The organism is Rhodobacter sp. 4.3.4, from assembly GCF_058724655.1.
On the sequence record NZ_JBZXDU010000005.1, the window covers coordinates 1 to 13,058 of the forward strand.

The following is a 13,058-nucleotide window of genomic DNA, read 5'->3' on the forward strand; positions in this document are numbered from 1 at the left end:
ATGTACACCCACGAAGATCTCGCCGCTCTTCAGGCCCAGTCCCTGAAAATGCAGGGCTTCATCCGACGCCAGACCTTCTCGCCCGAGCATGAAAAGACCCTGCGCCGTTTCTCCTCCTGGGAGGTGTCGGAGCTGATCTTCAAGATCAACCAGTCGACCTTCCGCGGGCGCTTCGCCGCCGATCCTGACCTTCCCGGCGGGGAAGTCGAGGAGGACGGCCGCCAGCGCTGGTTCTCGCTGACCGAGATCAACGAGCTGCGGCGCAAGATGAAGATCAACCGCACCTCGCTCATGCCGAGGCGACCCGCGGGAAAGCGCGCGATCCGTGCGGCGATCTCGAACTTCAAGGGCGGCGCGGGCAAATCCACCGTGGCGCTGCATCTGGCGCATGCGGCGGCGCTGGATGGCTATCGTGTTCTGGTCGTGGATTTCGACCCGCAGGCCACGCTGACCCATTCGATGGGGCTGCATGATGTCAGTGAAGAGCTGACGGTCTGGGGGATCATCGCCCGCGATCTTGTGCATGAGACCGACCGGATGAACGCAGCCCCCCGCGCCGCCGAGAGCGGCACCGCCCTGCCCCAGCGCCGCCTGCCCGCCTCGGTGCGTGACCTGGGTCTGGGCGATCTGCGCGTGACCGACTTCATCAGATCCACCGCCTGGCCCACCATCGATATCGTGCCCAGCTGTGCCAACGCCGCCTTTGTCGAATTCGCCAGCGCGCAGTATCGGCACCTGAACCCGGACTGGTCCTTCTTCGCCGCCGTCTCGCGCTATCTCGATGCGCTGTCGAACGACGCCTATGACATCATCCTGTTCGATTGCCCCCCGGCCATCGGCTATCAGTCGATGAACGCGGTCTTTGCGGCCGATGTGCTCTATATCCCCTCGGGCCCCGGCTATTGGGAATATGACAGCACCACCTCGTTCATCGGCCAGCTGGCCGAGGCGCTCGAGGATCTCTCGCGGGGGTTCGATGGCACCTTCCCCGCGGGGAAGATGCGCCTGCCGAAGGCCTTTCTCGACATGCGCTTCCTGATGACGCGCTATGAACCGGGCAACGAGTTGCACCGCGCGATGTATGAGGCCTTCTGCAAGGTCTTTGGCGATACCGTTTGCAAGGAGCCGATCGAGATGACGCGCGCGGTCGAGCAATCGGGCCGGTTCCTCTCGTCGGTCTATGAGATCGACTATCGCACCATGACCCGTGAAACCTGGCGCCGTGCGCGCGCCTCCTTTGATCGCGCCTATGAGGAATTCAAATCCTGCATGCTGGCGGCCTGGGACAAGATGGAGGATGAGCAATGAAGAAGCGCCGCACCTTCGACATCGATCTGCCCGAGGAGGCAGAGACCTTCCCCGCGGGGAAGGATCAGCCCCCTGCCCCGCGCCGCTCGCCCATGGCGGCCGCCATCTCCGAGAATGCCGAGGCGCTGCGCGACCGGCGCGCGCTTGAAGACCAGATCCGCGCCGAAAACGATGCGCTGGCCGCCGAACATGTGCGGATGAAGCGGCTCGGTCTGATTGTCGACATGGTGGCGCTCGAGGCGATCGACAGCTGGAAGCTGGTGCGCGACCGGGCCCAGGGCGATGATCTCGAACTGGCCGAGCTGGTGGCCTCGATCCGCGATATCGGCCTGTCGAACCCGATCCGCGTCGAGGCGCGCGAGGATGGCCGGTTCGAACTGGTGCAGGGCTTCCGCCGTCTTGCCGCCTACAAGGCGCTTCTGGCCGAGACCGGCGACGCGGAGCGTTGGGGCAGGATTCCGGCGGGCATTCTTCCCCGCGGGGAAGATCTGGAGGGGCTGTATCGGCGCATGGTCGATGAGAACCTTGTGCGCAAGGACATCTCATTCGCCGAAATGGCGATGCTGGCGCTGAACTATGCGCGCGACCCGCAGACCGCCGAGAGCGATGCCGACCGCGCCGTGGCCGAGCTGTTCAAATCCGCGGGCTATCAGAAGCGCAGCTATATCCGGCAGTTCATCCGGGTGATGGACCGGCTGGGCGACGAGCTGCGCTTTGCGCCGCATATTCCGCGCGCGCTTGGGCTGAAACTTGCCGCGGCGATCGAGGAGCGGCCGGAGCTGGTGGCGCAGATCCGCGCGGTGTTGCGCGGTTGGGAGAACCGCTCGGTGGCCGACGAGCTGGAGGTTTTGCGCAAAGCCGTGGGGCATGAGGCCGATGCAGAAGGGCAGGGGGCTTTGCCGCCCGGCACGGGCACCGGCGCCGCCAAGGCCCGGCCCGCGGCGCGCGCCAAGACCACGTTTCAACTGGCCTCGCCGCTCGGGGCCGCCAAATGCACGGCGGCGAACGGGCGGCTTGAAATCAAGCTTGATCGTGATTTCTCGGCGCTCGATCGGCGCAAGCTGGAAGCGGCGCTGATCCGTCTTCTCGGGGACATCGTCTGATCTTCCCCGCGGGGAAGGGCGCAACCGTTTTCGCCCGCGCCGAGGCCGCGTGTCGTGGCCTAAGCGCGGCCGATTTCGTGTCACGGTCCGCTCCGGCCCGGGGAGAGACGCGAGAGACGGGCCGTTCGAGATCCCGGCATAGGGTTCATCTGGCCTTTACCGGCGGTTCATATGGTCTATATTGGGGCCAATGGAGGACACCATGTCCGGCACCGAGAAAACCCTGGATCCCGCACAGATCCCCGCTGTCGCGCTCAAGGCCTATGCCCGCGTGGCCGATGCCTGGGGTCTCAGCCTCAAGGAAGCCGCGGGCCTTGCCGACATGTCGGAGAGCACCTGGAAGCGCGCGAAGAAGCCGGGGTTCGCGGGGGAGCTCACCAAGGATCAGCTGCTGCGGTTGAGCGCCGTCATCGGCATCTACAAATCGCTTGATCTCTATTTCTCTGCGCCGCTCGCGCGCAGCTGGTTCACCCGACCGAATACCGGGCCTTTGTTTGGCGGCGCCCGGCCCGTGGACAGCGCCATCGACGGGGGCTTGCCGCAGATCCTTGCGGTGCGGACCTATCTTGACGCGTTGCGTGGTGGGGCATGAAGCGGACCGAGCTTTGCGATCGTGGTCTCGTGCGTCTCCTGTCCGCCAGCTGCGATGAGCCGCCATCCCTGCGCGGTCTTGTCGATACCGACGACGAAATGGAGATCCTGGCCGAGATCGAGGCGCTGACCTGCGGCCGCCTTCTGGCGGAACGGGGGCGCAATCCGCATCTGGACCCGCGCGAGCTGGCCTGGCAGCGCCGCGGCCGCGATCTGCGCATCTGTGGCGAGAGCCAGGTCAACGCCGCCTTCGCCAATACCCGCGCCGGCGGAAACCGTTTCAACACCGGGGAGCGGGGGGCCTGGTACTGCGCATGGGATGGGAGGGTTGCCGTCCGCGAAGCGGCCTGGCACCGCAGGCGCGAACTTGGGTATACCGGCTGCTTCCATGACCGCGCCCGCTATGTGGAATGCCTTGCCGATGTCATCGGCCTGTTCGACGACATCACCGATGCGCCGGGCCATCCGGCGCTGCATCCCGATCCGGCGGTCGGATATCCCGCAGGGCAAAATCTGGCCCAGGAACTGCGGCAGGCGGGGTCCCCTGGCCTGATCTATCCGTCGGTCCGGGCGCCTGCGCCGGGCGGGACTTGTCTGGTCTGCTTCGACCCGCAGGCCATCCGCAACCTCCGGCCGGGGGCGTGCTGGGACCTGGTTTGGGAGGGGAGGCCGCATTGCGCAGTCATCGCGGTTAGCTGATCCGCCAAGCGCCGCAGCGCGCGGAACGGGGCAGGGCAGGGGGCTTGTGTCCCGGCGCGGAGGCCTGAAGCGAGACCTTTTAACTAATAATTTTGAATCTCTAGAACTTTAACAACTTGTTCAACTATCGCGCGCATCCTCAAACCCTTCATTCAGGAGTGGCAGATGAGGAAATACCCGTCTTTTTCTGGCGACCTGCCCGACCCGTCCGAGGCGAATCCGCTCGCCTTCGCGGTTGCCAGCCGTGATCGGGAAACGCTGGCGATGGTGCGGCGCGCGATCGAGCGGAACGATGTGATGCTTGCGTTCCAGCCGATCATGCAGACCGCCCGACCGGATCATCCGGCCTTTTACGAAGGCCTCATTCGCGTGCTCGACGATTCGGGCAGGCTGATTCCCTCGCATGATTTCATCGCCGCCGCGGAAACCACCGAACTTGGCCGCAAGCTTGATTGCCTGGCGCTGGAGCTGGGGCTGATGGCGCTGGCCGAGAACCCGAAGTTGCGGCTGTCGGTGAACATGTCGGCGCGCTCGATCGGCTGGCCCGAATGGACACGCATCCTGACCCGCGGCCTTGCCCGCGACCACACCGCGGGCGAGCGGCTGATTCTGGAAATCACCGAAGCCTCGGCGATGACGATGCCGGAACTGGTGTCGGTCTTCATGCATGAAATGCACATGAAGGGCATCTGCTTCGCGATCGACGATTTCGGCGCGGGCTACACCTCGTTGCGCTATCTGCGCGAGTTCTATTTCGACATCCTGAAGATTTCCGGTCAGTTCATCTCTGGCATCGCGGACAACCCCGACAGCCAGATTCTCACCAAGGCGCTGTTGTCGATCGCCGGGCATTTCGAGATGTTCACCGTGGCAGAAGGGGTGGAAACCGCCGAAGACGCCGCCTGGCTGGCAGGGCAGGGGGTCGATTGCATGCAGGGGTATTACTTCGGGGCGCCGACCCTGATGCCGCCGTGGAAAGCCGCCGAGATGCAGCGGGCGGCGCGCTGAGCGCCTGCGCGGAGCACAGGCGACGGGGCAGGCGGTCGCCCGCTGACAGCCCGGTGACGGGGGAGGGGAGGGCCGCCCACCTGTCAGCTGCCGGGATCCGTCTTCACGAAATGGGACATGGCACTGCCGATGTCCTCGGACAGGTGCAAGATCGTCTCCAGCCGGGTCTTGATTTCGGCGTGAAACAGATCAAGCTGGTCGATGGTGGAGGCCAGACCCATCCCGTTTTCGCGCAACCGGCCGCATTCGACGCGCCCCATCACGCGGATCGTGTCAAGACCCAGCATCAGCCGCCGGATCTCTGCACTTGATCTGGCCAGCTCCTCGGCATGGCCGACGGCATTCTCCAGCGCGCTGCGGCTGTCGTGCTGGGTGGTGGCGCGCGCCCGGGCCAGCTTCGCGCCTTCGGTCTCCCAATCCAGCCCGGGGACCGGCTCGGCATGGCGGAAGGTGGCGATCATTTCCGCCATCACCCGATTGGCGCCAAGCAGGAACAGCGCCCGGGCAACTTCGCGCGAGACCCGGTCACACAGGTTCTCCCGGCCGCTGACGAAACTGCGCAGCCGGTCCGAGATCACCAGGCTTGACGCGCGATAATTCTCGGAGATCGCCGAGACCGGACCGCCCGCGGGTTCCAGCCGCGAAGCGACAAGGCGCATGTTGTTCGGGATCGATTGCAGCGATTCGAAACTGCGCAGCAGTTTCTTTTGCTCCTGCATCACATGTTCGAGGGCCTCGTTCATCTCGATCAGCCGCCGGGTGCGCGGGTCTTCGGGGCGGCCAAGCCGAAGGTCGCGCGCGGCCAGCTCCTGTCCCAGCGCGCTGGCCATGAAGGTCGTGTAGCTGGTGAAGCCCGCCTCGGTGATGGTCGTCCAGAGCATCCGGGCGCTGTCTTCGGGGTCAAGGCGACCGGTGCGTTCCCGGGCCGCAAGCTCGGCATAGACCGCGCGGATCTGTGCAAAAAGCGGCGTCGAGGGCTTGAGACGGACCGACAGGAATCCGTCTTCGGTCGGCAGGATCACCGCGAAGACCCAGTAATACTCGCCATTGCGGGCGCGATTCTTCACATATCCGCCCATCGGAAGGCCGTTGCCAAGCGCGTCCCAAAGAATGCGGAACACCGCCCGGGGCGTGTCAGGGTGACGGATGATCTTGTGGGGGGCGCCCAGAAGCTCTTCCCAGGCGAAGCCGCAAACCTTCTGGAAAACATCGTTGCCCGCCAGAATCACCCCGCGCGGATCGGTGCGCGAAAAGAACAGCTCGTCGAAACCGAAATTCACCTCGCCTTCGGGCTGGCCGGAAAGATCGCGTTGCTGGGTCATGAAGCTTTCTCGCTGAAATTTCGGAAAGCTTAGCGTTTACCGTCTTAACACCTGATTTACGGCGGCGGAAAAAGGCGCCTTGTCAGAGGGATGATGCGTATTGCGCGGGGCCGGGTCACGCCAGCCCGGCCAGATGTGCCAGAAGCCCAAGCGCCGCTGACCCGGCCAGCACCGCCGCCATGCCCCAGCCGTGTCTGAACAGCGCCCAGATCGCGAGGGCGGCAATCAGCGTCGCGGGCAGATCGAGCGTGGTGATCTGCGGCAGATCAAGGCGGACCGGGCCGAGGCTGACGTGCGTCACCCCGCGCCAAAGCAGATGCAGGGCAAACCACAGCGCAAGATTGGCGATCACCCCCACCACCGCCGCCGTCACCGCCGCAAGCGCCGCGGCCAGCAGGCGATTGGCGCGCAGCCGCTCGAGGAAGGGCGCGCCCAGGAAGATCCAGGCGAAACAGGGGGCAAAGGTCACCCAGCTTGCCAAAAGCCCGCCGAGCGTGCCCGCCAGCAGCGGTGCCTCCCAGCCCGCGGCGCGAAAGGCCGCCATGAAGCCGACGAATTGCAGCACCATGATCAGGGGGCCCGGCGTCGTTTCCGCCATGCCCAGCCCGTCGAGCATCTCGGTCGGGCGCAGCCAGCCGAAATCGGTCACCGCCGCCTGCGCCACCCAGGCCAGAACCGCATAGGCGCCGCCAAAGCTCAGCACCGCCAGTTTCGAAAAGAACAGCGCCATCGCGGTGAAGACGCTTTCGGGCGCGGCCAGCCACAAGGCCGCCACCGGCAGCAGCCAGAGCATCAGCGCCACGGCGCCTGCCCGCAACGCGGCGCGGCGCGCGGATCCGGTCGGGTCGCCGTGCTCTGCGCCCAGAAGCGTTTCGGCATCGGCGATCGCCAGGCCGTCCGCCGCCTCCTGCCGGCCGGGGGAGAAAGCCCCCGGCCGGAAGACCTCGGGGGCGATCAGGCCGCCAAGCGCGCCGATCAGCGCCGCCGCCGCCATGATCAGCGGGAAGGGCAGGGCGAGCGCGAAAAGCCCGAGAAAGGCCGCCCCCGCCAGCCCCCGCTGCGCCGGGGTTTTCAGCATGCGCCCTGCCAGGTGCAGGACCGCCTGCGCGATGATCGCCAGCACCCCGGCTTTCAGCCCGAAGAACAGCCCCGACACCAGCCCGACCTCGCCCCAAAGCGCATAGATCCAGCTGAGCGCCATCAGCGCGGCCACACCGGGCGCGATGAACAGAAGCCCCGCCAGAACCGCGCCGCGCACCCCATGCATCAGCCAGCCGATATAGGTGGCCAGCTGCATCGCCTCGGGGCCGGGCAAGAGCATGCAGAAGTTCAGCGCATGCAGGAAACGGGCGTCGCCCAGCCAGCGCTTTTCCTCGACAAGGATGCGATGCATCACCGCGATCTGCCCCGCCGGTCCGCCAAAGGAAAGCGCCGCGATCCGCGCCCAGACGCGCGCCGCCGCCCAAAGACCCGGCCGCTCGCGACCCGCATTCATGGTTTGGTTCCTTGCCTGATCGTCGAGGGACGGCCCGTGACCCCGACCCGGTTCGGGTCAGACTGTCAGAAGATCGGGCAACGGGTCAAAGCCATAATGCGCTGCCCGGACCCGCAGGCGGCGCGCATCCGGTCGATGCAGACCCGGGGCGCTTTTGCGCATGGGCCGCTTTGGGCCGCTGCCGATCGGGTCCGGCTTTGCCCGGGGCCTCATTGCAGCTTCGCGGATGCACTCAAAAATTGTTGATCGAACGGATCGGTCGCGGCATAGTTTACCAAGGCTTGTGAAAACATCCGAACTTGACATGCGCGTCAGCACGCCGCGCCCGGGCAGGCTCATGCTTGAGCGGACGCGGTGACGGCGAGCAGGTGATCGTGGGGCGGTGGTAGATGCAAAGGTTCTGTCTCCCCGGCGCGGTCGTTCTCCTCACTTTGGCGCTGCCCTCCGTCGTGCAGCCCGCGCTGGCGCAAGAAACGACCCTTTTTGCGCGTGACGGCTTCACCCTGCGCTGGCATCTTCAGGGCGGGCTGAACGCGGTCAGCGAAAGCGCTCTCTTTTGGGATCTGGCGGCGACAACCGCGCCCGCAAGCGGGTTTGATCCCGATACGCAATGGCTCGAAAGCTACCTCAAGCCCGGGCTCAGCTTTGAAGCGCAGCTGGACGGCGGCGCCGTGCTTTATGGCGGGGCCTCGGCGGTTCTGTCCCATACCTTCGGCACCGATGCCTTCGCCGCGCAGGACAGCGGGGCGACGACGCTTGAAGAGGCCTATCTCGCCCTCCGGGGCGGAGAGAGCACGGGCATCTCCTATGATCTGTCGCTGGGGCCGCGCGAGGTGTCTTTCGGAACCGGGATGCTGCTGGCGAATGGCGCGACGAACGGCTTTGAACGCGGCGCGCTCAAGTTCGGGCCGCGCAAGGCCTGGGAGATGGCCGCCCTCGGCAAGCTGTCGCGCGGGCCTGTCACCGGATCGGCTTTCTATCTGGACCCGAACGAATTGCCGGACCAGAATGGCCGGACTGCGCTTGCGGGCCTTGATCTGCGCCGTGACGACCCGAAAGGGGGCTATATCGGTGCGACTTATATCGACGTGATCCGCTCCGGCTCGCCCTATCCCGTCGCCGCGCCGGGGGGCATCGGGGCGCCCTCGATCCTGGCGGGCGGGCGCGCGGCGACAAGGACGCTGAACGTCTACGCGAAAACAAATCCCTTCGACACCGGGCTGGCCAATTGGGTCTTCACCGGCGATCTGGCCTGGCAGTGGAATGACCGCATCGACATGGAAGCCTGGGCCGGTCGCGTGACCATCGGCTACGCGTTTGCGGACAGGCCATGGTCGCCGGTGCTGACGCTCGGCTATCAGACCTTCTCGGGCGATGATCCGGACACCGCGACCCTCGAACGCTTCGATCCGCTTTATTATCAGGGCAGCCCGAGCGCCTGGGCGACGGGGTCGAAATCCGCCGCGACCTTCATCAATTCGAACGTGAACGCCCTGTCCCTTGCGCTGCAGCTCAGCCCCTCGCCCCAGGAGAGCCTGACCCTGCGCTATGCCCATATCCGGGCCAATGAGCTGAGAAGCCCGATCCAGTTCGGACAGGGAACCCGCCTTGATCCCGATTTCGAGGTCGTGGCGGGGGTGACGACGGCCGATCTGGCCGACGATTTTTTCCTTGAATACAGCCGGGTCATCACCCGCAACACGTTTCTGACCGCCGGTGTCTCGGCCTCCTTCCCCGGGGCCGGAATTGACCGAGTCGTCGGCCGGGACGCATCGCTTTGGACAGGAGGATTTGTCAATGTCGTCATCGCCTACTGAGGGGCTCCGTTGGATCGCCGCGCTCGTCCTGATGCTTGCCACCGCGACCTCCGCCAACGCCCAGGCGGCGCCGCTCTCGGCGCGGGAGTCCGACCCGCGGGTGATGGGCTGGATGCAGGGTTTCCCGCCGCCCGCGGACAAGATCATCACCCAGCCGGACAGGGTCTATTTCAGCTTTCCAAAACTGCGCTGGTCGGTCTGCCACCTGCGAGAGTTTCTGCCGACCGAGGCCATCAGCCGCGGATTGGGCGCCCCGGTCCCGCTGAGCTATCCCCCGGCGGCGGATTTCGCCGATCTGCGCGCCCGGATCGATGCGTTGACCTTCCTGCCGATCGGGGCGAGCACACCGATGACCTGGGAAGAATCGCTCGATGCCAATTACACCGACGGCATTCTGATCCTGCACCGGGGGCGGGTCGTCTATGAGCGCTATTTCGGCTGTCTGGACGCGGCCGGGAAACATGCGGCGATGTCGATGACGAAATCGGTGACGGGCCTTCTGGCCGAGATCCTGATCGCGGAGGGGGCGCTCGACGACACGCGCCGGGTCGGCGAGATCATCCCCGAGGTTGCCCAAAGCGCCTTTGGCACCGCGACCGTCCGTCAGGTGATGGATATGACGACGGGGGTCAGATATTCGGAAGATTATGCCGATCCGAAGGCCGATATCTGGGTCTATTCCGCCGCCGCCAGCCCGTTGCCGAAACCTGCCGGTTACAAGGGGCCGGACGGTTATTGGGAGTATCTGGCGCAGGTCCAACCCGAGGGGAACCATGGCGAGGCGTTTCATTACAAGACCATCAATTCCGACATGCTGGGCTGGATTCTCAGCCGCACCACGGGCAAGGCGGTGACGGATCTGGCCTCGGAGCGGCTTTGGCGTCCCATGGGGGCCGAGCAGGACGCCTATCAGACCGTGGACGGCAAGGGCGTACCTTTTGCCGGGGGCGGGATCAGCCTTGGTCTGCGCGATGCGGCACGTCTGGGTTTGCTGATGCTGAACAAGGGCAGGATCAACGGCGAACAGGTGTTTCCGGCGCAAGTCGTCGAAAAGATCGCGAAGGGGGGGGATCGGAGCAGGTTCAGCGGCTATCCGACGCTGCCGGGTGGCAGCTACACCAGCCAGTGGTGGGTCCTTCACAATGCGCATGGCGCCTTTGCCGCGCGCGGGGTGCATGGCCAGACGATCTATGTCGACCCCACCGCCGAGATGGTGCTGGTGCGTTTCGCCTCTCATCCCACCGCGTCCAACAGCCGGATCGACCCGACCTCGCTGCCGGCCTTTCAGGCGGTGGCAGAGTTCCTGATGCGTCAGGACTGACGCGCGGCAAAGGAGCCGCTTCGGGTTTTGGGGAGACCTGACAGGGAATGGCGCAGGGTGGATCGAAAGCTTCGCCCCTGAGGCGATGCGGCGGCAAGAAAGGCGCGCCGCGTCGAACCGTGCGCGTTGGTCGGGTCGCACCTTCGCAGGGGGCGGTTTCCAAACCTGAAACACGTTCTTGGTCAGATCGAGCCCGACCGTGGTAATCTCCGTCATGGGTGGCGCGCTTCATGGGTTCAGTTGACAGCACCCAATGTGGCACATTGCGATGCCGGGAGCGGGAGTCATCCACTCCATCAATGGCGGCACCATGGCTCGATCTTGGTCATCGGGGGCTCCGCAAGGTTCGTGGTTGAAGTCGCCAAACTCCACCTCGATCTTGCACCCCGATGGCCACCCGGGATCACACCGCTGGCGGCGATGAAATTATACCGGCACCGTGGACACTACCCAATGATGCGCGCCCGGGTCTTCTTCGTCAGCGCCGGGGGGGGCGTCAGGCGTCCGCTCGCCAGCAGCACGCCAAAGATCGCCAACGCGACCCCGGCCAGTTGCGAGAGTTCGGGCATCCGGCCGAAAAGCGCGGCGATCGCCAGAGCGGAGACCGGAACCAGGTTGAACAGCACCGAGGTCGCCCCCGGCCCGCGGACCTGAATCCCGACCTGCCAGAACAGATAGGCCAGAACCGAGCCCGCCAGCGCCATCCAGAGCGTCGCGCCCCAGGCGGCCGGCGAGGCCGCCAGCATACTTGCCACCGGCGCCTCAAACGCGAAGGCCGCCCCCAGCAGCACCAGCGCCCCGGCCAGCATCGTCCAGACCGAGGTCTCGAGCGGACTTGCCGCGACCACCCAGCGGCGGCAGCCGACGGTGTAAAGCGCCCAGGCAAGACTGCCAAGCAGGATCAACCCGTCCCCCGGCGCCAGCCGCGCCCCCGAAAACGCGCCCACCGTCAACGCCACGCCCACAAGGCTGATCGCCATCCCGGCAAGCGTCCCCGCCTTTGGCCAGCGGCAGGTCAGCGCCGCCTCGATCAGGGTCGTCGTCAACGGGCTCGTGCCCATGATCAGCGCCGCGGTGACCGGGCTGGAACTGCGCATGCCCAGAAACAGTGCTGCGTTGAACCCCGCCACCCCCACCACGCCAAGCCCGAGGAACACCTTCCAGTTCCGCCGCAGCGCCGGAAGGCCGGATCCCTCGGCGATCCAGAGCCAGCCAAGGATGGCCAGCGCCGCGATCAGGAACCGCCCGGCCGCCGCGGTCCAGGGCGGCATCTCCTGCAACACGACGCGTGTGGCCTCGAAATTCGAGCCCCAGAAGACGGCCGCAAGCGCGCTCAGCGCGAAGGCCACTGTCTCGGCGCGCGGCTGCGGGGCGGAGAAGACATCGGACATGGAACCCTCCTGTTTGACACGAAGGATCTGTCCCACATCCCATCAGTGGAATATATGGCGAAGATAGTGCATCTTCTTTCCAAAAATGGAACGCGCATGGAGCCACAGAACTGGGACGACATCCGGCTGTTTCTGGCGCTGGCGCGCGAGGGCACGCTGCAGGGCGCGGCGCGGCGGCTGGGTCTTGGCGTTGCGACGATCTCGCGGCGCATCGAGCGGATGGAGGCGACGCTCGGCCTGCCGCTGTTCCTGCGCCGCCAGACCGGGCACGAACTGACCGACCAGGGCGCGGCGCTGCTGCCCCGGGCCGAGGCGATGGAACTGGCATTGCAGGAAATGCGGCGCGAGGCCGGGGCGCAGGTCGAGATCCGCGGCCTCGTGCGGCTTGCAAGCATCGAAAGCCTGGTGGCGCCGGTCGTCCTGCCCGCGCTCGGGCCGCTTCTGGCCGCGAATCCCGGGCTGGACGTCGAGGTGCAATGGGGGCCGGCGACGGTGAACCTGCATCGCCATGATGCCGATCTGGCCTTGCGGATGGTGCCACCCGAGCGCGGCAACCTGACGGTGCGGCGGTTGGCGCAGATGGGTTTCGGCCTTTACGGCCCCGCCGAGGGGGGGCCGCCCGCGCGGCATGTGACCTGGCCCGACGCACCGAGCCTTGCGGTGCCGCTTGCCTGGTCGGCCGCCTTTGGCGCGCGCACGGCGCCGCGGCTCACGCTGAACACGCTGACGGCGCAGGTTCAGGCGGTGCGTGATGGGCTGGGCGTCGCGGTGCTGCCGCATTTCCTTGCGCGCGAGGCCGGGCTGCGCCTGCTGGCGGCCCGGCTGCCCGACGGGGCGCCGATGGCGCGGCCGATCCTCCTGGCCACCCACGCCGAACTTGCCGCTTCGCGCCGGGTGCGCGTGGTGGCCGCGGCCCTCGCGGATCGCATCATCGTGCAACGCCACGATCTGGAGGGCGCGTAGCTGCAGATGTTGTGCATTGGACGGGCTCCGTGGGGGGGCA

The 13,058-nt window shown here is 66.2% G+C and carries 11 protein-coding genes; 8 read left to right on the forward strand and 3 right to left on the reverse strand.

The window, feature by feature from the left end; translation table 11 throughout:
* From AC4PTB_RS19285 to AC4PTB_RS19305, 5 genes are all read left to right on the forward strand, one after another.
* Nucleotides 1-1,308, forward strand: coding sequence for an AAA family ATPase (locus tag AC4PTB_RS19285; RefSeq protein WP_492192900.1), 1,308 nt, complete (start codon nt 1-3; stop codon nt 1,306-1,308).
* Nucleotides 1,305-2,411: a ParB/RepB/Spo0J family partition protein gene (locus tag AC4PTB_RS19290; protein ID WP_492192901.1), complete on the forward strand. Its 1,107-nt coding sequence runs from the start codon at nt 1,305-1,307 to the stop codon at nt 2,409-2,411. Before AC4PTB_RS19285 ends, AC4PTB_RS19290 begins: the two co-directional genes overlap by 4 nt.
* A gap of 190 nt (nt 2,412-2,601) precedes the next feature.
* On the forward strand, nt 2,602-3,003 hold the full coding sequence (locus tag AC4PTB_RS19295; RefSeq protein ID WP_492192902.1) for an antitoxin Xre-like helix-turn-helix domain-containing protein: 402 nt from the start codon (nt 2,602-2,604) through the stop codon (nt 3,001-3,003).
* Nucleotides 3,000-3,701 (forward strand): RES family NAD+ phosphorylase, encoded by a 702-nt coding sequence (locus AC4PTB_RS19300; RefSeq protein WP_492192903.1) that lies wholly within the window; start codon nt 3,000-3,002, stop codon nt 3,699-3,701. Before AC4PTB_RS19295 ends, AC4PTB_RS19300 begins: the two co-directional genes overlap by 4 nt.
* Before the next feature lie 165 nt (nt 3,702-3,866).
* Nucleotides 3,867-4,709 carry an EAL domain-containing protein gene (locus AC4PTB_RS19305; protein WP_492192904.1) on the forward strand — a complete coding sequence of 281 codons (843 nt, stop codon included), beginning with the start codon at nt 3,867-3,869 and terminating at the stop codon, nt 4,707-4,709.
* Between the two features lie 83 nt (nt 4,710-4,792).
* On the opposite strand, the gene AC4PTB_RS19310 is transcribed toward AC4PTB_RS19305, so the two are convergent.
* Complete coding sequence (locus AC4PTB_RS19310; protein WP_492192905.1) at nt 4,793-6,031, reverse strand: PAS domain-containing protein; 1,239 nt, start codon at nt 6,029-6,031, stop codon at nt 4,793-4,795.
* A gap of 115 nt (nt 6,032-6,146) precedes the next feature.
* Entirely contained in the window at nt 6,147-7,526 is a 1,380-nt protein-coding gene (chrA, locus tag AC4PTB_RS19315; RefSeq protein ID WP_492192906.1) for a chromate efflux transporter, read from the reverse strand.
* A 389-nt stretch (nt 7,527-7,915) separates the two neighbouring features.
* On the opposite strand from chrA, the gene AC4PTB_RS19320 reads away from it, so the two are divergent.
* Both AC4PTB_RS19320 and AC4PTB_RS19325 read left to right on the forward strand, forming a co-directional pair.
* A complete protein-coding gene (locus tag AC4PTB_RS19320; protein WP_492192907.1) occupies nt 7,916-9,343 on the forward strand; it encodes an alginate export family protein in 1,428 nt (475 codons plus the stop codon).
* 31 nt (nt 9,344-9,374) lie between these two features.
* Nucleotides 9,375-10,664: a serine hydrolase domain-containing protein gene (locus AC4PTB_RS19325; RefSeq protein WP_492192908.1), complete on the forward strand. Its 1,290-nt coding sequence runs from the start codon at nt 9,375-9,377 to the stop codon at nt 10,662-10,664.
* Nucleotides 10,665-11,110: 446 nt separating this feature from the next.
* Here the strand turns inward: AC4PTB_RS19325 and AC4PTB_RS19330 are convergent, their stop codons facing one another.
* Nucleotides 11,111-12,055 carry a DMT family transporter gene (locus AC4PTB_RS19330; protein WP_492192909.1) on the reverse strand — a complete coding sequence of 315 codons (945 nt, stop codon included), beginning with the start codon at nt 12,053-12,055 and terminating at the stop codon, nt 11,111-11,113.
* A 96-nt stretch (nt 12,056-12,151) separates the two neighbouring features.
* On the opposite strand from AC4PTB_RS19330, the gene AC4PTB_RS19335 reads away from it, so the two are divergent.
* Entirely contained in the window at nt 12,152-13,018 is an 867-nt protein-coding gene (locus tag AC4PTB_RS19335) for a LysR family transcriptional regulator (protein ID WP_492192910.1), read from the forward strand.
* Nucleotides 13,019-13,058: the final 40 nt, after the last annotated feature.